The sequence below is a fragment of the Schnuerera sp. xch1 genome (assembly GCF_019931165.1).
GTDB lineage: Bacteria > Bacillota > Clostridia > Tissierellales > Tepidimicrobiaceae > JAIOUP01.
Genome location: NZ_JAIOUP010000012.1, coordinates 58,399 through 80,986 on the forward strand (window position 1 = coordinate 58,399; position 22,588 = coordinate 80,986).

Genomic DNA, 22,588 nt, shown 5'->3' on the forward strand with positions numbered 1-22,588 from the left:
TAAAATATAAAAACTGTGATATATATCACAGTTTTTTCTATGTAGCCGTGCACCTAGCTTTGTCGATACATCCCAAGCGTTACCTAAACAGTTAACTCGAAACAGGCACCCCTACGGCACACGAAAAGGTCTACTTACCGCTGCTTCCTCCCGGATCTGACGGGGTTCATAGGTTTTCGTTGCGCAGGACCCATTTGTCAACATCACTTATTCAGGGCAGACCTTGAAATATAAACGCCGCAACTAGGACTTCGATCCTGCTATAGCGGATTGCAGGTTACAGGGCACCGCTACCTCCCCATCTAGCACGGAAAAATTATAATGGCGGAGAGAGAGGGATTCGAACCCTCGAAACGCTCATCACGTTTACACGATTTCCAGTCGTGCGCCTTCGGCCAGCTCAGCCACCTCTCCTGAATAAAAATTAAAAAAATGTTTGTTTTCTACTACAGGTTTATATTATACTTAAAAATAGAACATATGTCAACCAATTTAGTGAATTAGGTATAAACTTTAATAATTGGGATGATATGGTTCATATTTATGAATTAAGGAGTGATTTCAATGACTACACCTCACAATGGTGCCAAAAAGGGTGATATTGCAGAAACTATTCTATTGCCAGGGGACCCACTGCGTGCAAAATTTATAGCAGAGAGTTTTTTGGACAATGTGGTACAGTTTAATTCTGTAAGAAATATGTTAGGTTTTACTGGTACATATAAGGGTAAATCTATATCAGTAATGGGAACAGGTATGGGTATGCCATCTATAGGAATATATTCATATGAACTAATACATCATTATGGAGTAAAAAATTTAGTTCGTGTAGGTTCTTGTGGCGCTTATACTGAGGACTTAGATCTTTATGACATAATACTTGCTATTGGAGCTAGCACTAATTCAAGTTATGCTAGACAATTTGAGCTACCAGGAACATATTCTGCAACAGCATCTTGGGATTTATTATATAAGGCAAAACAAACTGCAGATAAGAAGAATATTGATGTAGTCGTAGGAAATGTATTATCAAGTGATACTTTCTACTCTCCAGAAAGGGATGTACATAAAAGATGGGGAAGTATGAATGTATTAGCTGTTGAAATGGAAGCCTATGCACTATATTGTAATGCTGCAGCAGCAGGAGCTAATGCCCTCGCCATACTTACTGTTTCGGATTCCTTAGTGTCAAATAAAAACACAACTTCTGAAGAAAGAGAAAAGAATTTTACACAGATGATGGAAATAGCATTGGAATTAGCATAAAGGCTGGTATTTACCAGCCTTTTAAAATTCGTAGTTACTTCCAACAGATAAAATAACAGTTTTACCTGTTTTATTTTTTTCTTTAAATTCATTAGGATTTGCTTTTATAACGGGAAATGTATCATAATGCATTGGTATGGTTGCCTTAGGTTTAATAAACTCTATAGCCTTAACAGCATCATCTATGTCCATTGTGAAATTTCCGCCAATAGGGACTAATGCAACGTCAATATTTTCTGATTCTAATAGCTTCATATCCATTGTAAGGCCTGTATCTCCTGCATGATATACTTTCTTATTATTTACTTCAATAATGAAGCCGCAGGGATTTCCTCCATCTATCGTTCCCCTATCAGTAGTTATACCTGAACCGTGAAGAGCTGGAGTTAGTTTAACCGTGCCAAAATCAAATTTGTATTTACCCCCTATATGCATAGCATGAGTTTTTAACCCTTTATCCGATAAATAACCAGCTATTTCAGCATTTGTAATTACCAGTGCATTGTTTGCTTTGGCAAGGGGTATAGTATCACCAATATGATCATCGTGACCATGAGATACAAATATATGTGTTAATCCTTTTATATCTCCAATTTTTGTTGTTGATAGGTCGTTTCCTGATATAAAAGGGTCAATTATAGCTTTGAAGTCTTGTTCCTCGATTATAAATGCAGAATGTCCTAAGTAAGTAATTTTCATAATAATCCTCCTTTCTACTCATATCATATACCCAAATTATATTTTTATATTACAAATATATTTTTTTATAGTAATTAAACCAACACAGTGATAAAATAATAAAAATGAACATTTATATTATAGGAGATGGTGATTATAAATTTCAAAGATAGGATTAACAATACAACGCGAAATCCAGCACAAGTATTAGTTATGGGATTTGCAATTATTATATTAATAGGTACCATATTATTAAATTTACCACAATCTTCTGTTGATGGCAAGAGTATAGGCCTTATAAATGCATTATTTACTGCTACTTCCGCTGTGTGTGTAACTGGGCTCGTAGTGGTAAATACAGCTGTTCATTGGACTGTATTTGGGAAAATAGTTATATTGGTGTTGATTCAGATAGGTGGATTAGGGTTAATGACGATGACAACAATGATTGCATTAATGTTAGGCAAAAAAATAACTCTAAGAGAAAGACTTATAATGCGAGAGGAACTTAATCAGTTTTCTCTAGTTGGGCTTGTTAAACTTATTAAATATGTAATAATCTCTACTCTAATTATAGAAGTAATAGGAGCTACACTTTTAGCTATTAGATTTATACCGATATATGGTACTATAAAAGGAGTTTGGTTCTCAATTTTTCATGCAATTTCAGCATTTTGTAATGCAGGTTTTGATTTGATCGGTGAAAGCATGATTCCGTTTGTGGATGATATTATGGTTAATTTAACTATTGGATTACTAATAATTATAGGAGGTATTGGATATACAGTACTGATTGATTTAATTAACCATAGAAGTATTCGTAGAACTTCTTTACACACAAAACTGGTTTTGCTTATTACATCGATTCTATTGTTATTAGGTTTTATATTTATATTTGTATCTGAATATAGCAACCTGGATACTATTGGGGGTTTACCTTTTGCTGATAAAATAACCTCAGCTATGTTTCAGTCTATAACTACTAGAACTGCAGGATTTAATAGTATAGATATGGCTTCACTTAGAAGTTCCACAACTTTTCTATTTATTATTTTAATGTTTATTGGTGGATCTCCTGGCTCTACGGCTGGAGGCATAAAAACTACTACCTTTGGAGTGATTATGCTTACAATTAGATCAGTTTTGAAAGGTGATAAAGATGTTGAAGTATATAATAGAAGTATTTCTAGTAAATTAATATATAAGGCTCTTGCTGTTATAGGTATAGGAATGTTGATTATAATTTTTGTAACTATGATTTTAACAGTTACTGAAGCAGGTTATGATTTTTTGGATCTTTTATTTGAAGTAGTTTCTGCATTTGGAACAGTGGGATTAACTAGAAATGTAACTTCTAATTTATCCATAGTTGGTAAAATAATAATAGCATCAACAATGTTTGTGGGAAGATTAGGACCAATAACTGTGGCATTTGCATTGACTAAAAAAGAAAGGAAGAACAAAGGATATTATAAACACCCTGAAGGGAAAATTTTAATAGGATAAGAAGGTGAGTTTATGAAACAATTTGCTGTTATTGGATGTGGACGATTTGGTAGTAGTATTGCAAAGACCCTTTATAGTTTAGGTCATGATGTTTTAGCGGTTGATCTTGATATGGAGGTTATAGAGGATATTGCTAATTCGGTTACTCATGCTGTTCAAGCTGATGTAACTGATGATGATGCACTCAAAGCATTGGGGTTAGATAATTTTGATGTAGTAATAGTCAGTATAGCTTCTAATTTAGAAGCTTCCATTATGTCTACATTAATAGCTAAGGAATCGGGAGCAAAAAAAATTGTAGCAAAAGCACAGAATGAATTGCATGGGAAATTACTTTCCAAGATTGGAGCTGATAAGGTTGTATTTCCTGAAAGAGATATAGGTATTAGAGTAGCACATAATATACTTTCATCTAATATATTGGACTATATTGAATTATCTCAAGAGTATAGTATAATAGAGATTTCAGCAATAAAAGAGTGGGAAGGGAAAACTCTTAAACAACTTAGTTTACCTAAGAAATATGGTATTAATGTTATTGCAATAAAACAAGGAGAAGATATAAATATATTACCAAATGCAGATGACATTATTAATAAGGGGAATATATTTATAGTAATTGGAAATAATGAAAGTTTGCGTAAGCTCGAGAATAAAACTGACTAGAAGAAAAAAATCTTGGAATTCTATTTTGTTTTGTTGATGTAATTATTCTTCTCTTCTGATATAATATATATACTAAACAATACGAGGATGGTTTTTATGTATCAAGCATTGTATAGACAATATAGACCAAAAACTTTTGATGAAGTATTAGGTCAAGAGCATATCACAACAACTCTAAAAAATCAAATAGTATCAGAAAATATTGGTCATGCTTATCTGTTTGCTGGAACGAAGGGAACCGGGAAGACTTCTACTGCAAAGATATTTTCAAGAGCAGTAAACTGCTTAAATCCAATAGATGGGAATCCTTGTAATGAGTGTGCAATATGTAAAGGCATATTAGATGAGTCTATGATGGACGTTATAGAAATGGATGCAGCTAGTAACAGAAAAATAGAGGATATTAGAGAAATAAGGGATAAGGTCATATATCCTCCTTCGAAGGCAAAGTATAAGATATATATTATTGACGAGGTTCATATGCTTACCAATCAGGCGTTCAATGCATTGTTAAAAACTCTAGAAGAGCCTCCTAAGCATTTAATATTCATATTAGCGACAACTGATTTACAGAAATTACCTCAAACTATCCTCTCGAGATGTCAAAGATTTGATTTCAAAAGAATTACATCTAAGGATATCATTATCAATATGAGGAAAATAACTTCTGAATTAGATATAAAAGTAGATGAAAAGGTATTGCAGCTAATTGCTAGAAACTCTGACGGTGCAATGAGAGATGCCTTAAGTCTCTTGGAACAATGTATATCATATAAAAGCGAAGAATTAACTTATGTAGATGCATTAAATATCTTAGGAATAGCAAATACGGATCTAATATTTTCTATGGTTGATAATATAAAAAATAAAAAAATAGAAGATTCGTTATTAAAAGTAGATCAGATAATTCAAGAAGGAAAGGATATAAATCAGTTTATAAAGGATTTGATATACCATTTTAGGAACCTATTAATTGTAAAGACTTCAAACAACTCAGTAGATATAATGGATATGGATGAAGAGACGATATCAAAGTATAAAAAGCAAAGTGAGGATATATCATTAGATTTTATTTTAAAATCACTAGATATATTAAATAAAAGTGAGAATCAAGCGAAATGGGCAACTCAACCTAGAATAATACTTGAAATGACAATAATAAAACTGATAAACTTAGAAGATCAGGCTAGTTTAGAAGATAGAATTAAAAAACTTGAAATGGCAATAGATAATGGTAAATTGCCAATTGCCAAACCAATATCAACAGCAAATAAACCTAAAAATAAAGTAAGCAAAAAAATGCAACAGTCAAAACCGAAAGAACAGAAGTTAGAACAAGAAAAACAAAAAGAGATAGAACCAGTAGAAATAGTTGATGATGGGAAAGAGCTTCCTTTTGAAAATATAAAAGTTCATTGGGATACAATATTGAAAATAGTCAAAGAGAAAGATATAAAAACAAATGCTTTTTTGAGAGAAGGGAAGTTAGTATCATTTTCAAATAATAACCTTGTATTAGGTTATAATGATGGATTTGGCTTTCATAAAGAAGCCATGGAAAGACCACAGAATAAGGAGCTTGTTGAGCAAATCGTATCATCTCATTTTAATAAAAATATTAAGCTCAAGTTTATTATGATAGATGGTAAAATGGAAGATGATACAGAAAAAAATGAGGATAAAATCAAAGAAGTGATAGATTTCTTTGGTGAGGATATTGTAGAAATAGAATAATAAATAGAAAGGAGAATTAATATGGGTAAAGGTAAATTCCCAGGAATGGGTGGTAATATGGGTAGTATGATGAAGCAGATGCAAAAGATGCAAAAAAAGATGGAGGAAATGCAGAAACAGTTGGAAGAAGCTGAAGTAGAAGCAAGTGCTGGTGGTGGAGCTGTAACCTGTAGGGTAAATGGTAAAAAGGAAATTCTGTCGATTAAAATAGATGAATCTGTAGTGGATCCTGAGGATGTAGAGATGTTAGAAGATTTGGTAATGGCAGCAATAAATGAAGCATTGAGAAATGCAGAGGAAATGATGACAAAAGAAATGAGCAAGTTAACAGGAGGTATGAATATACCAGGATTGTCCTAGTAGAAAGGTTGATGTAGATGGACTATTATGCATTACCTATTGCAAATCTAATTGAACAGTTTTCTAAACTTCCAGGTATCGGAAGAAAAACTGCTCAACGGTTAGCTTTTTATGTTTTAGAAATGGATTTTGTAGAAGCTAAGAAGTTAGCTGTTTCAATTACAGAGGCAAAGGAGAAGATACATTATTGTGAAGTATGTTGTAACCTAACAGAAAATGAATTATGTAGTATATGTAGTGATGATAGGAGAGATAAATCTATAATATGTGTAGTAGAAGGTGCTAAGGATATAATAGCCATGGAAAAGACTAGAGAATACAAAGGATTATACCATGTGCTTCATGGAGTTATATCTCCTATGGAAAATATAGGACCAAATGAGATAAAGGTAAAAGAACTTTTAAATAGATTAAATGACGGGGAAGTGCAAGAAGTAATATTAGCTACCAATCCCACTGTAGAAGGTGAAGCCACAGCCTTATATATTGCAAAACTATTAAAACCTTTAGGAATTAAAACCACACGAATAGCACATGGAATTCCAGTAGGTGGAGATTTGGAGTATTTTGATGAAGTAACATTATCTAAGGCTATGGAAAATAGAAGAGAGTTATAGATGTTAGCGATGAATTGTCTACATCAAATAAACTTCTTTCATTTTGCAAATATCTGAAGTGAAGAAAATAAAGTACTATTAGAAAACATGGTTTATTAGGGTTTAGGAAAGCCCTGTAGGCCATATTTTTTTATTAGAAATTTTAGAGAGAAAAGGCATAGGGGATAAGGCTCAAGCCCAATAAACTCAATAGATTAAAAGGTTGAATAAAAAAGAAAATGGAGAGGAGAAATGGATAATATTTTCCTTAACTCTTCCCCCTAAACCTTTCTCCCTACAAGCACTTTATTTTCATTTTTTTGCCCCAAAAACTCCAAAATGTAAGTACTTTAGGAGGTCAGGTTCAAGGATTAAGGAATTAAATGGATAAATGGGAGAGAATAACAAGTGAGTATTTTCGAGGGTTTTAGGGGTGTCAGTGAAAGGACTTTATTTGAAAAAGGGAAGGAGTTTGTTTGGGTTACATATAGTTAGGATTAAGGATTTAGGGGTAAGGAAAGTAGGAAATAAAATAGGCAGGATATAGGGGTTAATTAGTTGTTGCAAAAAAATAAAGTTGTATTATTTATAAGAGTGCAAAAAACAGGTTGTGGTAGGGATTAAGAGAGTGTTAAGTGAATTGAATAAAAAATAATAAAGTACAAGAAAGTAGATGATTTTATAAACTATCTGGTGTAAAATAAAGGTATATGGTATACATTTGGTGGGATTTTGTATACTTGTAAAATATTAAAGGGAGTTAACGATTGCTAGTGTTTCACAACGAGGAGAGAGGCTTATATGGATAAAAAATATACTGAAGTTAACTCGAAGTGTATTGATAAATGGGTAGAAGAAGGCTGGGAATGGGGACAACCCATTAGTCATGAGGTTTTTGAAAAAGCAAGGTATAATGATTGGTTTGTGCTATTGACGCCTACAAAACCCGTGCCAAAAGATTGGTTTTGCGAAATGAAGAATGCTCAAATATTGGGCTTGGCATCTGGCGGTGGTCAGCAAATGCCTATATTTACAGCACTAGGTGCAAAGTGTACGATACTGGATTATTCAGAAAAGCAATTGTTTAAAGAAAAAGAGGTTGCAGAAAGAGAAAACTATGAGATTAAACTAGTGAAAGCAGACATGACAAATCCCTTTCCTTTTGAAGATGAATCTTTCGACTTGATTTTTCATCCAGTTTCTAATTGCTATATCGAGGACGTTCTCCCCGTTTGGAAGGAATGTTACAGGGTATTGAAAAAAGGGGGAGTTTTATTGGCTGGATTGGATAATGGCATTAATTATGCTTTTGATGATGAAGAGAAAATGATAATCCACAAACTGCCATTTAATCCATTGAAGGATAAACAACTGTACGAAGATTCAATAAAAAACGATTGGGGAATTCAGTTTTCACATACCATTGAAGAACAAATTGGAGAACAATTACAAGCAGGCTTTGTCCTTACAAATATATATCAAGATACAAACGGTGTAGGAAGACTTCATGAATTCAACGTCCCAACTTTTTATGCAACAAGGGCAATTAAAAAGTAATACAGTGTTAGGGAATGCCCATACTGGAAAGTTTGAATTTAGGCTATTGGTAGGTATTTATGTTTATAGAGAAAATTATTGAAGAAATGAAAGAAGTCTTTAAAGAAATTCCCTTCGGAATAGAGCATACCCTTAAAGTATTGGAAAATGCAGAGTATATAATGAAGGGTGAAAATATCCAAGAACAAAAAGAATTGCTTAGAATTGTTGCTATACTTCATGATATTGGTGCTGTTGAAGCACAAAGGAAATAAAGAAATGTATTGAGGAAAATTTTAAGACAAATACAGGAAGAGAATTGCATATAAACGCTTTATTTTATCTTAGAGAAGAATATGTGAACGGGTGATTATAATGAAACAAAATAAATACGATGATGATGTCTTCTTCGATAAATATAGAAATATGAGCCGTTCAAAAAATGGTCTTGAAGGTGTAGGGGAGTGGCATGAACTAAAAAATATGTTACCTGATTTTAGAAATAAAAGGGTTTTAGATTTAGGCTGCGGATTTGGGTGGCATTGTCGCTATGCTGTAGAGAACGGTGCAAAGTCAGTAATTGGAATTGATATTTCACAAAAGATGTTAAGTGAAGCAAAAAGTAAAACGAAATATGAGAATATCGAGTATATCTGTATACCAATAGAGGATATAGATTTTCCTGATAATTCGTTTGAAGTTGTCATCAGTTCTTTGGCTCTTCATTATATTCAAGCATTCGAAGATATTATAAATAAAATATATAAATGCCTTTCAAAGGATGGAGATTTTGTATTTTCTGTAGAACATCCAATTTTTACTGCCCAAGGTCCCCAGGATTGGTATTATGATGATAAGGGCAATATCCTGCATTGGCCAGTTGACTATTATTTTACAGAAGGTATTCGTAATGCTAAATTTTTAGGTGAGGAAATTATAAAATATCACAGGACACTTACTACATATTTAAACAGTCTCATAAAAATAGGATTTGAAATAATAGGGATTGTTGAACCAGAGTCTGCAGAAAATATACTTAATACAGTACCCGGAATGTTGGATGAACTGCGCCGACCAATGATACTGCTTATGTCTGCGAGAAAGAAGTGATATCTGAATGAAATGAAGATGGAGGTGAACTGCTATGATGGTAGAAAATATTTTGAATCAAATCAGCTGCGAATTGGAAGACATACCAGGTATTATAGGTATAGTTTTAGGAGGTTCAAGAGCAAGAGATACTCATCATGAAAAATCTGACATAGATATTGGAATATATTATGATGAGAATTTAGGTTTCGATATTAGTAAAGTAAGTCGAATAGCAACAAAATTAGATGATGAACATAGAGAAAACTTAGTTACATCTTTAGGAGAATGGGGTTCTTGGATTAATGGTGGGGCTTGGATTGTAGTTCAAGGATATCATGTTGATTTAATATTTCGCGATATAAAAAGGGTATCACAGGTTATAGATGATTGTTTAGAAGGAAAAGTTTCTACTCATTATCATACAGGACACCCTCATGCATATCTTAATGTAATGTATATGGGTGAAATTTCTGTATGTAAAATATTAGTTGACCCGAAAGGTATAATTTTAGAATTAAAATCTAAGACCATCCCATATCCTAAAACTTTAAAGAATGCAATAGTTGGATATTTTATGTTTGAAGCTTCCTTCTCCTCAATGTTTGCTGATGATAATGTTAATAAGGATGATGCTTATTATGTATGCGGACATTGTTTCAGAAGTATTTCTTGTTTAAATCAAGTCCTGTTTGCTTTGAATGGAGAATATTGTATTAATGAAAAAAAGGCTGTTAGAATGATTGATGGCTTTAGTATAAAACCAAGGGATTATAAGAAAAGAATAGATAAGATTATTACATTACTTTCCTCTGATAAAGATAGCACAAGAGAAGGAGTAAATATGCTTAAAGAGCTTGTTTCTGAAACAAAAATGCTACTCGATATGAGAGAAAAATATTAAAGAAAAATAGAATAGTTAAGTAATTTATCAGATTCTTTCCGAGAAAGCCTTACCTATAAATGAAGTGAATGGATGGAAAAGATGTTAATATGGTGAGTTTTTATGATATACTAAAATAAATAGTTGATAATGGAAAAATACGAAATTAATATGCTAATGTAGATAAGGAAGGCTCTCATAAGAAAGGGGAGATAATATGGAGGCAGTTTCGTTATATAGTAAAGATTATGAAGTAGATGTTAATCATATTGACTTCAAAGGAAAACTAAAACTAAGCTCTTTATTTCAATTCTTTCAGGACATTGCAGGCTTACATGCGGAGAACCTTGGGATGGGATTGAATACATTACAAGAGAAGTATGGGGTCTTGTGGGTATTAGTTAGAATGAGAGTTGACATTGTTAGATATCCTTTATGGAAAGAGAAAATTATTATAGACACTTGGCCTCAAGAACCTAATAAAGTAGAATTTATGAGAGATTTTATGGTAAAAGATTCTCAAGGGAATATATTAGCTAAAGCTGTTTCAACTTGGGTTATTATCGATATAAAAACCAGGAGATTAGAGAAAACAAAGGCAATCTATAATGGATATCCATCAATAGTAAATAAGAGAGCAATAGATTGTAAATTGGGGAAACTTAAACCAAAAGGAAAACTAGGCATGGTATATAAAAGAACAGTAAGATATAGTGATATAGATGTTAATGAACATTTAAATAATTCAAGATATGTTGATTTTATAATGGATTGTTTTAGTTTACATGAACATAAAAGACATAGTATCAAATCGATTGAGGTGAACTATAGTAATGAAGCTTCACCTGGAGACACAATAACTCTTTATAAAGATATGTCAGAAATTGATTCAAATTTAATATATATTGAAGGTGTTAATGAAAATAATAAGTTAAATTTCAAATCTCAAGTAAAGATTGAATTAATATAAAACTGAAGGAGGGAACATTTTTGAAATATATAGACTTGAGAAGTGATACTGTAACCCAACCAACAGATGAAATGAGACAGGCTATGCATGATGCAGAAGTTGGGGATGATGTATATGAAGATGATCCCACAATAAACAGATTAGAAGAATTAGCTGCAAAAGAAGTAGGAAAAGAGGCAGCATTATTTGTGGTTTCAGGGACTATGGGGAATCAAATTGCAATTATGTCTCATACTAAAATGGGAGATGAGATTATAGTTGGTTCAAATAGCCACATAGTTCAAAACGAGGTAGGTGCTGCAGCAAGACTTTCAGGGGTAAGCTATGCAATAGTGGATAATCCGGATACAAAGATTTATAAAGAAGATGTTCTAAGCAAAATTAGAACAGAAAATGTACATTATCCTGATACAGGATTATTGTGTTTAGAAAATGCATTGGCAAATGGTACTGTAGTTTCATTGGAGGAAATGAAGGAATTATACCAAACGGCACATAAAAACAATATCCCTGTTCATCTCGATGGAGCGAGATTATTCAATGCAGCTACATATTTAAATGTTCCTGCAAAGAAAATCGCCCAATATACTGATTCAGTAACATTTTGTATATCAAAAGGATTATCTTCACCAGTTGGGTCTCTTTTATGTGGTTCAAAAGAATTCATTAAAAAAGCAAGAAGGATGAGAAAGCTATTAGGTGGAGGGTTGAGACAAGCAGGGGTTTTAGCATCTTGTGGAATTATATCCATAGAAAAGATGGTAGATAGACTTCAAGGAGACCATGACAATGCCAAATACTTAGCTACTAAGTTAAACAAGATTAAAGGATTTTCAGTAGATATGGATAGGGTCCAAATAAATATGGTATTTTGTAAAGTAAATAGAGAAGACTTCGATTTTCAAGAATTTGCTGAAAAGCTATTAGAAAAAGGAATAAAAACTAACTCTGGCGAAGGAAATACAATACGATTTGTAACCAATAAAGATGTTAGTAAAGAAGATATAGATTATGTAGTAGAATGTATAAGGGAAATAATATAGAAGCTATATCATCACATTTTCAATTTTTATTATAAATATTATATTCAGTTAATTTTGATATAATATTTGACTTGTAAAAAGAATTATGTTACCATTACCTAGTAAAAGAATTAGTAAATAATTATTTGCTCAATTTCCCAAAAGGAAACTGGGGGAACCAATTTGTTGGGGTGAATCGCTTATATATAAGTGTAGGGTAGTTTCAAATCCGAATCCGTCAGCTAACCTCAGAAGCGTGTGAAACAAATAATTAATTAAAATTATTTTAATTTGCGTGTTGAATATTTTATTTATTGTAAAATATAGGTAGAATATAGATGCTTAATTCCTTTGGGACTTTATCAAAAGTCCCTTTTTAGTTTTTTGTAAGTAATTATAGGTTCCTATTAGAAACTATATATACAAAGAATAAGAATAACCATTACTTGGGAAGACTAGGTTTCAAAGAGAAAACTATAATTTCTACCTATACAATTATTATCTTATTAAGATGATGGTATGGAAAAGTTGTACAATACCTATATTAAATAAGGAGGAAAATAAATAAGAATGATAAAAATTAAATTGAAAAAATCTAAAATTTTATTAATAACGATATTAGTAATAAGTCTATTTACGTTGTCATCATGTGGGAACTTAGGGGCAAGTGATGAAAGTACATTGGAAAAAGCTAAAAGACAAGGCTACGTAACTGTAGGTTTTGCAAATGAAAAACCTTATGCTTATCAAACAGCTGACGGAGAGTTGACTGGCGAATCAGTTGAAGTTGCGAGAGCTGTCCTAAAAAACTTAGGAATAGAAGAAATGCGTGGTGAACTTACTGAGTTTGGATCATTAGTACCAGGTTTACAGGCAAAAAGATTTGACATGATTACAGCAGGAATGTATATAAAACCCGATAGGGCAAAACAGGTAGCTTTTGCAAATCCTGAATATTCAGTAGGGGTTGCCTTAGGAGTTAAGAAGGGAAATCCTTTAGGGTTAAATAGCTATGAAGATATCGCTAATCATGATACAGCTACAATTGCTGTACCTGGAGGAGCCATCGAGTATAAATATCTGATAGAATCAGGTGTGGAAGAAGAGCGTATCACTACGGTACCAGATATGCCTTCAGCTTTATCAGCATTACAGTCGGGCCGTGTAGATGCAATAACTGCGACAGGACCATCATTACAATCAACTCTTGATACTGCAGATGATCCGAATATTGAACGTGTTGAGAATTTTACACCACCAGTAATTGATGGTGAAAGTATTAAAGATTATGGTGCAACTGCATTTCGTCATGAAGACCAGGATTTTGTAGAGGCTTTTAATAAAGAATTACAAAAACTTAAAGATTCAGGAGAACTGTTAGAAATAATAAAAGAATTTGGATTTACTGAAGATGAGCTTCCTGGAGATGTGACAACTGAAGAGATATTAAACAGATAGAAAATTGTTAACGAAAGGAAGTGTAATGAGTGAGTACACTGGACTTAATATATGCTCTTTTAAAAGGACTTGAAGTTACTTTAGTACTTACTGTTTTATCGATGATCCTTGGTTTTGTTCTTGCGTTTGTTGCAGGGCTTGGTCGTTTATCAAAGTATAAAATAGTAAGGACTATATCCGCTATATATGTAGAAGTAATTCGGGGGACTTCACTTTTAGTGCAACTTTTTTGGATCTATTTTGCTTTGCCAATATTGGGAATTAGGTTGCCTGCTATGGCTGCTGGAATTTTAGCCTTGGGACTAAATTCAGGAGCCTATGGTTCCGAAATAGTTAGAAGTTCCATATTGTCAGTTCCTGAAGGTCAAAATGAGGCAGGAATAGCATTAAATATGACCCGTTTTCAGAGAATGTGGAGAATTATAATGCCTCAAGCTTTTGTAATGATGTTGCCTGGCTTTGGCAATTTACAGATAGAGCTGCTTAAGGGAACTGCCTTAGTTTCATTAATTACTTTAGCGGATTTAACATATCAGGCCAATGTGTTAAATGCTTCAACATTAGAAACTACTAAAATATTTGGTATACTTCTGATAATGTATTATCTAATTGCATGGCCTATGACTAAGGGAATTCGATGGCTAGAAAATAGATTGACAGTTGGGAGGTATTGATATGTGGGATTGGAATTTTACTATTTCTATACTTCCTGAAATTTTATCTGCTTTGAAGATTACGGTATTAGCAACTGTTACATCTTTCTTCTTTGCCTTAATATTAGGATTGATTCTAACCATGTTGAGTAGGGTAAGAATAAAATCTATAGCTATGATTACGAGGAAATTTATTGATTTTGTAAGAAATACGCCTCTTTTAGTACAATTATACTTTATATTTTATGTATTTCCTCAGTATGGAGTAGCACTTGAACCATTTACTGCAGGAGTAATAGGATTAGGTATGCATTATAGCACTTATTTATCGGAAGTATATCGTGGTGGAATTGAAGCTATACCTGAAGGACAGTGGGAAGCAGCAAAGGCTTTGAATTTTGATCGTGCAAATACGTGGACAAAGATTATTTTGCCTCAAGCAATTCCACCAATAATTCCTGTATTGGGAAATTATCTTATAGTTATGTTTAAGGAGACACCATTACTATCAGCAATAACTTTAGTTGAAATATTACAAACAGCTAAGACAATTGGTGCAAATTCATTTAGATATCTTGAAGCTTTTACAATTGTTGGAGTTTTATTCTTATTGCTTAGCTATCCGTCTTCTCGATTGATACGGAGTTTAGAATTGCGATTGAATAAAAATAGGTAAATTTGAAAGGAGAAATTTAGTTATGAAACCAATGTTTAGTTATAAAAAGGTTTCAAAATCTTATGATGAACTTGAAGTTTTGAAAGAAGTAGATTTAGATATAGAACAAGGAGAAAAGGTAGCTCTGATTGGACCAAGTGGATCTGGGAAAACTACCTTTGCTAGACTATTAATGACATTAGAGGAACCTACATCTGGAGTCATTGAAGTAGATGGTGAGCCTTTATGGCATGAGAAGAAAAATGGAACTTTAGTAAAAGCTAGTGAAAAACATCTTCGAAGTATGCGTGGAAATATTGGAATGGTTTTTCAACATTTTCATTTATTTAAACATATGACTGTTTTGCAAAATGTAATGGAGGCTCCTGTAACCGTTTTAGGATTTTCTAAAGATAAAGCGATGGAACTTTCTAAATCTATGTTGGACAAAGTAGGATTAGCAGACAAATTAGAAGAATATCCAGCAAATCTTTCAGGAGGACAGAAACAGAGAGTTGCAATTGCTCGTGCTCTAGTTATGAAACCAAAGATTATGATATTTGACGAGCCTACTTCAGCTTTGGATCCAGAATTAGTAGGAGAAGTATTGGAAGTCATAAAGGAAATAGCCAAAGAGGGAGATATGGCCATGCTACTCATAACTCATGAGATGGATTTTGCAAGAGATATAGCAGATAGAGTTGTATTTTTTGATGAAGGTAAAATAGTTGAACAAGGATCTCCTGAAAAAATATTTAATCAACCAGAAACACCTAGACTACAAGCTTTTTTAGATAGATTTAATAGTAGATAATTATAACTAAAGAGTAGTTTAAACTATTCACTAGTTGTTTATGTTGGGAATCCTCATCTATAATTAATTATAGATGGGGATTCTTTGTTGTTAAACCAAATTCATAAAAAACAAGCATAAGGAGTATAAGCTACATAGTGCGAACACCGTCTTTTCTCCAAATCCATTATTCTTAAATGTTAATGGAGAGGATACGTTGGCTTTTATGGGATAAAATAATCTTATTCCTTTACGAGTAAAGAAGTCTGATACTAGGTGGGATGCATATCCTATAGTAAAACTATAATGTATGGAAGATAAGCTATATTGAATCGTAATGAGCTTAATTATAGCCGCTAAAATAATTAATCCTACTATACTATGGGTAAAGCTTCTGTGAGTTGATATTGCTAAAGTAAAAGAAAACATACCTAATAGCATAAATAAAATATTGCTTTTTTGAGAATATAAATATATAAATATAGATCCCAAAGTTAAATAAAATAAAGCTCTAAAGAAATTATTATTGACCAGTAATAATTTTTGATTTAATTCACCTTTCGGATGATCTAGGTCAGGAGCCAAAGCGCCAATAGTAGAAGCTACTATTAAAGTTAATTGATGTTCTAAAGGTTGTCCAAAGGATAAGGACAATCCAATCGTCATTCCTATTGCCATATGAGTTTTTCCCGTCATAATCATTCCCCTTAGATGTCATTTATTATCTATCTGTAACAATTATACTCTATATCATAAAAAAGAACAAGTGTTTACAACGTATAATGTTTTAATTTTAATAATATAACTTGATAAATTATTCCTATAATATTTAAAAGAACGATTAATATGTATAAGAAGGGGTAAGATGTTAATAAATTACGAAAGAGGAAAGAATGATAGATGATGATAGGGCAAATAGAAATAAAAAAATTATAAGGAAGGAGAGTTATTCAGTGATCGATGTAAGATTAGCTGTTATTTATTACAGCTCATCAGGAACTAACTATCAATTAGCAAAATGGGCTGAAGAAGCGGCAAGGGATTTAAACGCTGAAGTTAGAGTTCTAAAGGTGGAAGAACTTGCTTCTCCAGAAGCCATTAATTCAAATCCATTATGGAAGAAACATGCTGAAGACACAAAGAATATACCAGTAGCAACTTCAGATGATTTAGATTGGGCAGACGCCATAATTTTTAGTTCACCAACTCGTTTTGGCAACGTAGCATCGCAAATGAAGCAATTTATTGATAAGCAAGGTGGATTATGGGCAGAAGGTAAATTAGTTAATAAAGTAGTATCTGCTATGTCATCAGCACAGAACCCACATGGTGGTCAGGAAACCACTATTCATGCCATATATAAATCCATGTTTCATTGGGGAGCAATTATAGTCCCACCAGGATTTAGTGATGCATCAATATTTAAATCCGGTGGGAACCCCTATGGGACATCAGTAACTGTAGATCAACATGGGAGAATGATAGAAGATGTACAAGATGCGGTGAAGTACCAAACTAAACGTGTAATAACTGTTGCAGAGTGGGTTAAAAAAGGGAAGAAGTAGACTATGAAGAATGGACGGGAGAAGATGACAGACCAAATTTAAAACAGTTTAGAGAAGATTTAGCTACAGAGATGATTGATAAAACAAACATATGAAGTAGATACAGTTGCAACAGCTACGGAATCTTCTGAAGGTTGGAAAGAGGCAGTTAAAAATGCTTTAGAAGAAGCACAATAATAATTAATACATAAAAAAGCGGTATACCGCTTTTTTATGTTAGTACATTTCATCAGTATTAGGATTTTCAAAAATACCTCCCATATTTTCTATTATATCCTTTGCCTTATTAGAATTGTTGTCGTCTGTTTCAACAATGACACAACAGTTGATATCTGTAATTTCTTCAAAACCTGCCATTCCACTTACCATTGGATTAGCTGCAGTTAATGGAGCTGCATTTGGATCTATAATATTACTTCCAGAGTTTAAAACTAAATCTGAAAGACTTTCTCCATAGGAAGTCCCAGGTGGGTTTGTTTTTACATTTCTATTTCTGTTGTGATAGTCATTTGCATCTACATAAGCATTTCCAATTCCTTCTGATTGTAGTTTTCTAACTGTTTCGGTTGCTGACTTTAAATCTGGGAAGTAACTTTTTATTTTCATATATACTCCTCCAATGTGATGATTTGTAATGCATAAATTAGTATTTGTTATTTTATTAAAATATATTAAAGTTAAATTTTTATTCTATATCCAGCTTCATTTACATAAAAGTAATATAGAACAAGTTTATAATAATTGTTTTCAAGGTGAGAAGATGAAAAACAAATTTAGAATTTATACAATCAAATTGAACAGAAGATTACTATTATTAATAGGATTTATGGTTATATTTCTAATAGCCATATTTAAATTGAGAGATTCACAAGTATTAGATATATTTAACTTTTCAGATAAAGATATTATTGTGGTAGATCCAGGTCATGGAGGGATAGATGGAGGAGCTGGAAAAAAAAGCGATATATTAGAGAAAGATATAAATTTAGGCGTAAGTTTGAAATTAAAGAAAGAATTGCTAGTTGAAGGATTTCATGTAATTATGACAAGAGAAAATGATGAATCTTTAGAGGATTTAAGCAGTATTAATTCTTCTAGATATAGAAAAGATTTAGATGCAAGAAGAAATATTATAAACAATAATAAACCTTTAGTATTTATTAGTATTCATTGCAATTCAAGCACTAGAAGTTCAGCCAGAGGTATTAAAATATACCATTATCCAAATTCAGTCGAAGGGGAAGAATTAGCAAAAAATATTAGCGAATCTATAGATAGAAACTTTTATTATAATTATTTTAGAGATGATAATTTAAAGTGTGAAATTTTATGTGAAGATTTTTTTATATTAAGGGAAACAGAATATCCAGGAGTATTGGTTGAAGTAGGTTTTATTACCAATCCAGAAGAACGTAGGCTTTTACAAGATGACGAATATCAACAGAAATTGGCTCGCGCTATAAAAAAAGGAATATTATCGTACTTGCAAAAATAAGTTGAAGTTTGACTTCAACTTATTTTTATTATGATATAATAACATAGATATATTACATAGGAGGAGAGACAGATGAATAAATATAGTTGTATATTTTGTAAAGAAGAATTTGTAGTATATGTTACATCGGTAGGAAGAGTGGTATGGAATGAATCAATGGTGGAGTAAAGATGTGGCATTTATTACGTTCTTTGATTTTAACCATTTAATCTATATTTCAATATTAGTGATTGGATTAATTGTACTTATAATAAATCGAGAGAAGGTAAAAACAAGTTCAAAAAAAGTTGGAAATATAATATTAGTTGTATCAATACTGCAACAGATTTTACTCTATTCATGGTATTTTTTAGAGAATGATTTCGATGTTTCTGAATCATTACCACTCCATATATGTCGTATTTCATCATTGTTAGGAATATACTTTTTAATAACTAAAAATACAAAGGTGCTTGATACAATGTTTTATTTTGGCCTTTATGCTTATGGCTCATTTCTATATCCATCAAGAATTTATCCTATATACCATCTTTTAGGGATCTTATGTGTAATAAATCACTTGATTACGATATTATTGCCCTACTTTGCATATATAGCTTATAATTGGAGGCCTAATTTCAAAAGTTTTATAAGATCATGTAGCATGTTTCTAATCTATTTTATATTTGTATATTTTTTAAATCCTATGGTTGATGGGAATTATTTTTATCTAAAGTATAGACCATTCTTTCAACAATGGCCAGATTATGTTTATGTACCCTTTGTTATTTGCTTTACTATTTTCATATTTTTTATTGGATATAATGTAGTTAAATACATATCTAAAGTTACAAAAGCCGAATTAACGTTAAAAAAATCAGCTAAGAAGTCTTAGTTGATTTTCTGAAAGTAATTATTAATTATGTTTGATAATCATTATTAATGGGTAAGTCTAACATAGGTAAATTCTATAATAAATAGAATAATGATTAAGTTTGCCTATATAGGAGGTGCTATTTTGTATAAAGAATTTAAAGCAGGATGTCAGAGACCTACAATAACTAAAGATGAGGGTATAAAAGAAATTGAAAAAGATGGGGATCGAAATATAAAGGAGGAGAAAATAAATATGATTAAAGTTGGACAACCAGCACCAGATTTTACAATACCAGCATTTCATAATGGTAAATTTGTTGAGTTAAATCTTTCAGAATTTAAAGGAAAATGGGTATTACTATGTTTCTACCCAGGAGATTTCACTTTTGTCTGAGCTACTGAAGTGTCAGCAGTTGCTGATAGATACAAAGAGTTGCAGAATTTGGATGTAGAAGTTATATCCATAAGTGTGGATAGTGTTTATGTTCACAAGATGTGGAATGATAATGAACTATCCAAGATGGTAGACGGAGATATTCCATTCCCAATGGGCTCAGATCAAGACGGAACTATAGGTAAAAAATATGGAATATACGATGGAGATAGTGGAGTAGAAACAAGGGGAAGATTTATAATTGATCCGGATGGAATAGTACAAGGATTTGAAGTACTTACTCCTTCCGTAGGAAGAAATGTAAATGAAACTGTAAGACAGATTAAGGCATTCCAATTAGTAAGAGAGTCAGAAGGAACTGAGGTTACTCCTTCAGGATGGAATCCAGGCAAGAAGACACTGAAACCTAATCCAGATTTAGTAGGCAATGTTTGGAAACAATGGAGTATAAGTGAAGCTAGAGACGAATAGAGAAAGATAAAATGGAGCTGTTTCAAAACTTATAAGTTATGAAACAGCCCCTTAAATAATTTATAATATTACTCTTCTTATTCCTGTGTTACATATTCTTTACCAGCATTTTTGTCTGGTAAATCCTTGTTTGTTTTCTTTGCTATTGTAGGGAGTATATATCCTAATCCTATTAAAATAAATACAGTTGCAAAATTTAATATAACTCTAAAGTTCCAATCTGGTGTAAAGGCTGGTATATCTCCAGGGAACATACCTAGTATGCATGCAAATGCTGTAAACGCAAAACACCATAAACCTGCCACAAACCCTAACTTTGAGTTTTTTATAAACTTATATGTTGGATTATATTTATCTGCCATACGTTTTAATCCCATGTAAGCAAAAAATACCCACAAATATCTAAGTGGCATAACCACAGAATTTAACTTTAATAACCAATTAAATAATTCGTTTATATTTCCTATTCCAAGTGCTGGAACTACTATTAGTGTACCAACGAGAACTGTAGTCATCTTATATCCATTTATAGGTGCTCCATGTTTATTTACTTTAGTTAAGGCTTTTGGTATATATCTGTTATCAGACTCAGCAAATAAAACTTTAAGTGGAGCATCTATGGAAATTAATAATACAGAAAGTTGAGATATTAAATTAGTTAAAGCATATACAATTAAAAAGAAGTTCCCAAGACCATAATACTCGCCTAATAATTGGAATGCATAATATGCTCCATTCATCATTAAATCATCTGGTCTATTTGTAGAATCAAACATCATACCCATAGCAATTGATCCTAGTATAGCTGATATAGTAACCATAATAGCTAGTGCTATCATTCCTTTAGGGAATTCTCTATCTGGATTCTTCGTATTGTTTACATATGGAGATAATTTTTCACATCCACCTACAGCAAATACTAACATTGATATTGTTGTAAAATATGAGAAATCAAGCTTAGGCATTATACTGTTAAAACTCCAATCAGCAGTAGCTATTTCTATTTCTCTTATGGATGGTGCTGCGACCATCATAACTACATATAGTATAGACATTACAAACATAGCTATCCCAGCTACATTACTTACTCTTTTAATAGATGTAATACCTTTTGAAGCTAACCACACAAATGCTAAAAATATAGCTAAAGTTATCAACTGTATTGTTAACGTACTAAACTTATCCATAAGGCTTCCATCTTGGAATGTTGCCCAACTTAGAGCCACTAAAGCATTTTGCGGTTTTTGTGCTAGATATGGTACATGTACTACCCAATACGTCCAACCCGCCAAGTAAGCTAATAATGGAGTTGCTGTACCTCTTATCCATGAACTTACTCCTGCCTTACTTGTTTTAAAAGCTGAGCCTAATTCTCCAACCATTAATGTATAAGGTATAAAATATAAAGAGATAATGAGTACCCATGATACTATAACTGTTAAGCCTTGGTTAGCGTAGTTATTAACTACATTCCCAAATCCCCAAACACTAACAAAAGCCATCATCGCTAAATTATACCATCTTAATTGCTTCGTATTTTGCTCTTGCATAAAATCCTCCTTGCACCTAAATATTTATTGTCATTCGTATCTTTTTTAACGAACTATTTAAGTTTAGCAAAGATTTAAACAAAAAGCTAGTAAATTTGTATATTTAGAAAAAATTTTCTTTTAATACTTTTAATGTTAAATTATTTAGATTATAGATAAAATTAATAACATAATATATGTTCTCATTTATCAAAGCTAAGAAGGGGTGTTTCAAAATAAAAAGCCCAAAAAAGTAAAACAGGTCTTAGAGCGCTAGCTCTAAGACCTGTTTTTTAGTATAATTTAACTACTATGAAAAACCATACTAAATTTGATTATAAAGCAAAAATCAAAAAAATGCAACTAACTTTTAGTTTTGATTTGACTAATAATTTTGATATGGATGATGAGGTT

At 32.1% G+C, this 22,588-nt stretch carries 25 protein-coding genes, 1 tRNA gene, 1 other RNA gene and 1 riboswitch; of the genes, 21 read left to right on the plus strand and 6 right to left on the minus strand.

Going from position 1 to position 22,588, the window contains the following annotated elements:
- Positions 1 to 45: 45 nt before the first annotated feature.
- Together ffs and K8M07_RS09310 are read right to left on the minus strand one after the other, a co-directional pair.
- Positions 46 to 311: signal recognition particle sRNA large type (gene ffs, locus K8M07_RS09305), an RNA gene on the minus strand.
- A gap of 11 nt (positions 312 to 322) precedes the next feature.
- Positions 323 to 414, minus strand: a tRNA-Ser gene (locus tag K8M07_RS09310).
- 150 nt (positions 415 to 564) lie between these two features.
- Between K8M07_RS09310 and deoD the strand changes: the two genes are divergently transcribed.
- Entirely contained in the window at positions 565 to 1,266 is a 702-nt protein-coding gene (gene deoD, locus K8M07_RS09315) for a purine-nucleoside phosphorylase (protein ID WP_223378100.1), read from the plus strand.
- A gap of 21 nt (positions 1,267 to 1,287) precedes the next feature.
- On the opposite strand, the gene K8M07_RS09320 is transcribed toward deoD, so the two are convergent.
- A complete protein-coding gene (locus K8M07_RS09320; RefSeq protein WP_223378102.1) occupies positions 1,288 to 1,965 on the minus strand; it encodes a metal-dependent hydrolase in 678 nt (225 codons plus the stop codon).
- A gap of 126 nt (positions 1,966 to 2,091) precedes the next feature.
- Between K8M07_RS09320 and K8M07_RS09325 the strand changes: the two genes are divergently transcribed.
- The 15 genes from K8M07_RS09325 (at position 2,092) to ehuA (ending at position 15,886) form a co-directional block, all read left to right on the plus strand.
- Entirely contained in the window at positions 2,092 to 3,450 is a 1,359-nt protein-coding gene (locus tag K8M07_RS09325; protein WP_223378104.1) for a TrkH family potassium uptake protein, read from the plus strand.
- A gap of 12 nt (positions 3,451 to 3,462) precedes the next feature.
- Positions 3,463 to 4,116, plus strand: coding sequence for a potassium channel family protein (locus K8M07_RS09330; protein ID WP_223378112.1), 654 nt, complete (start codon positions 3,463 to 3,465; stop codon positions 4,114 to 4,116).
- A 96-nt stretch (positions 4,117 to 4,212) separates the two neighbouring features.
- Positions 4,213 to 5,850, plus strand: coding sequence for a DNA polymerase III subunit gamma/tau (gene dnaX / locus K8M07_RS09335; protein ID WP_223378114.1), 1,638 nt, complete (start codon positions 4,213 to 4,215; stop codon positions 5,848 to 5,850).
- Between the two features lie 21 nt (positions 5,851 to 5,871).
- The gene (locus K8M07_RS09340; protein WP_223378119.1) at positions 5,872 to 6,210 is read left to right on the plus strand and encodes a YbaB/EbfC family nucleoid-associated protein; all 339 of its coding nucleotides are present in this window, start codon (positions 5,872 to 5,874) and stop codon (positions 6,208 to 6,210) included.
- Between the two features lie 17 nt (positions 6,211 to 6,227).
- Entirely contained in the window at positions 6,228 to 6,827 is a 600-nt protein-coding gene (gene recR, locus K8M07_RS09345; protein WP_223378121.1) for a recombination mediator RecR, read from the plus strand.
- Positions 6,828 to 7,607: 780 nt separating this feature from the next.
- Entirely contained in the window at positions 7,608 to 8,363 is a 756-nt protein-coding gene (locus K8M07_RS09350) for a class I SAM-dependent methyltransferase (RefSeq protein WP_223378123.1), read from the plus strand.
- A 59-nt stretch (positions 8,364 to 8,422) separates the two neighbouring features.
- Entirely contained in the window at positions 8,423 to 8,617 is a 195-nt protein-coding gene (locus K8M07_RS09355; protein ID WP_223378131.1) for an HD domain-containing protein, read from the plus strand.
- 100 nt (positions 8,618 to 8,717) lie between these two features.
- On the plus strand, positions 8,718 to 9,452 hold the full coding sequence (locus tag K8M07_RS09360; protein ID WP_223378133.1) for a class I SAM-dependent methyltransferase: 735 nt from the start codon (positions 8,718 to 8,720) through the stop codon (positions 9,450 to 9,452).
- A 34-nt stretch (positions 9,453 to 9,486) separates the two neighbouring features.
- Positions 9,487 to 10,335 carry a nucleotidyltransferase domain-containing protein gene (locus tag K8M07_RS09365; RefSeq protein WP_223378135.1) on the plus strand — a complete coding sequence of 283 codons (849 nt, stop codon included), beginning with the start codon at positions 9,487 to 9,489 and terminating at the stop codon, positions 10,333 to 10,335.
- 196 nt (positions 10,336 to 10,531) lie between these two features.
- Positions 10,532 to 11,284 (plus strand): acyl-[acyl-carrier-protein] thioesterase, encoded by a 753-nt coding sequence (locus tag K8M07_RS09370; RefSeq protein ID WP_223378137.1) that lies wholly within the window; start codon positions 10,532 to 10,534, stop codon positions 11,282 to 11,284.
- 20 nt (positions 11,285 to 11,304) lie between these two features.
- Complete coding sequence (gene ltaE / locus K8M07_RS09375; protein ID WP_223378139.1) at positions 11,305 to 12,327, plus strand: low-specificity L-threonine aldolase; 1,023 nt, start codon at positions 11,305 to 11,307, stop codon at positions 12,325 to 12,327.
- Positions 12,328 to 12,443: 116 nt separating this feature from the next.
- Positions 12,444 to 12,578: riboswitch (cyclic di-AMP (ydaO/yuaA leader) on the plus strand.
- A gap of 298 nt (positions 12,579 to 12,876) precedes the next feature.
- Positions 12,877 to 13,764, plus strand: coding sequence for an ectoine/hydroxyectoine ABC transporter substrate-binding protein EhuB (ehuB, locus tag K8M07_RS09380; protein ID WP_223378141.1), 888 nt, complete (start codon positions 12,877 to 12,879; stop codon positions 13,762 to 13,764).
- Between the two features lie 29 nt (positions 13,765 to 13,793).
- Positions 13,794 to 14,438 carry an ectoine/hydroxyectoine ABC transporter permease subunit EhuC gene (gene ehuC, locus K8M07_RS09385; RefSeq protein WP_223378143.1) on the plus strand — a complete coding sequence of 215 codons (645 nt, stop codon included), beginning with the start codon at positions 13,794 to 13,796 and terminating at the stop codon, positions 14,436 to 14,438.
- 1 nt (position 14,439) lies between these two features.
- The gene (gene ehuD / locus K8M07_RS09390; protein WP_223378145.1) at positions 14,440 to 15,093 is read left to right on the plus strand and encodes an ectoine/hydroxyectoine ABC transporter permease subunit EhuD; all 654 of its coding nucleotides are present in this window, start codon (positions 14,440 to 14,442) and stop codon (positions 15,091 to 15,093) included.
- Positions 15,094 to 15,115: 22 nt separating this feature from the next.
- On the plus strand, positions 15,116 to 15,886 hold the full coding sequence (gene ehuA, locus K8M07_RS09395) for an ectoine/hydroxyectoine ABC transporter ATP-binding protein EhuA (RefSeq protein WP_317845493.1): 771 nt from the start codon (positions 15,116 to 15,118) through the stop codon (positions 15,884 to 15,886).
- A gap of 90 nt (positions 15,887 to 15,976) precedes the next feature.
- Here the strand turns inward: ehuA and K8M07_RS09400 are convergent, their stop codons facing one another.
- Positions 15,977 to 16,561, minus strand: coding sequence for a metal-dependent hydrolase (locus K8M07_RS09400; RefSeq protein ID WP_223378147.1), 585 nt, complete (start codon positions 16,559 to 16,561; stop codon positions 15,977 to 15,979).
- Positions 16,562 to 16,758: 197 nt separating this feature from the next.
- On the opposite strand from K8M07_RS09400, the gene wrbA reads away from it, so the two are divergent.
- Together wrbA and K8M07_RS09410 are read left to right on the plus strand one after the other, a co-directional pair.
- Complete coding sequence (gene wrbA, locus K8M07_RS09405) at positions 16,759 to 17,430, plus strand: NAD(P)H:quinone oxidoreductase (RefSeq protein WP_223378149.1); 672 nt, start codon at positions 16,759 to 16,761, stop codon at positions 17,428 to 17,430.
- A 75-nt stretch (positions 17,431 to 17,505) separates the two neighbouring features.
- Entirely contained in the window at positions 17,506 to 17,607 is a 102-nt protein-coding gene (locus K8M07_RS09410) for an FMN-binding protein (protein WP_223378151.1), read from the plus strand.
- 39 nt (positions 17,608 to 17,646) lie between these two features.
- Here K8M07_RS09410 and K8M07_RS09415 read toward each other — a convergent pair whose 3' ends face one another.
- The gene (locus tag K8M07_RS09415; RefSeq protein WP_223378153.1) at positions 17,647 to 18,036 is read right to left on the minus strand and encodes a hypothetical protein; all 390 of its coding nucleotides are present in this window, start codon (positions 18,034 to 18,036) and stop codon (positions 17,647 to 17,649) included.
- Between the two features lie 154 nt (positions 18,037 to 18,190).
- On the opposite strand from K8M07_RS09415, the gene K8M07_RS09420 reads away from it, so the two are divergent.
- From K8M07_RS09420 to prxU, 3 genes are all read left to right on the plus strand, one after another.
- Positions 18,191 to 18,925 carry an N-acetylmuramoyl-L-alanine amidase gene (locus K8M07_RS09420; RefSeq protein ID WP_223378155.1) on the plus strand — a complete coding sequence of 245 codons (735 nt, stop codon included), beginning with the start codon at positions 18,191 to 18,193 and terminating at the stop codon, positions 18,923 to 18,925.
- A gap of 172 nt (positions 18,926 to 19,097) precedes the next feature.
- Positions 19,098 to 19,799, plus strand: coding sequence for a TIGR02206 family membrane protein (locus K8M07_RS09425; RefSeq protein ID WP_223378157.1), 702 nt, complete (start codon positions 19,098 to 19,100; stop codon positions 19,797 to 19,799).
- A 123-nt stretch (positions 19,800 to 19,922) separates the two neighbouring features.
- A complete protein-coding gene (prxU, locus tag K8M07_RS09430) occupies positions 19,923 to 20,645 on the plus strand; it encodes a thioredoxin-dependent peroxiredoxin (RefSeq protein ID WP_263282510.1) in 723 nt (240 codons plus the stop codon).
- A gap of 77 nt (positions 20,646 to 20,722) precedes the next feature.
- On the opposite strand, the gene K8M07_RS09435 is transcribed toward prxU, so the two are convergent.
- Positions 20,723 to 22,195: an amino acid permease gene (locus K8M07_RS09435; protein ID WP_223378159.1), complete on the minus strand. Its 1,473-nt coding sequence runs from the start codon at positions 22,193 to 22,195 to the stop codon at positions 20,723 to 20,725.
- Positions 22,196 to 22,588: the final 393 nt, after the last annotated feature.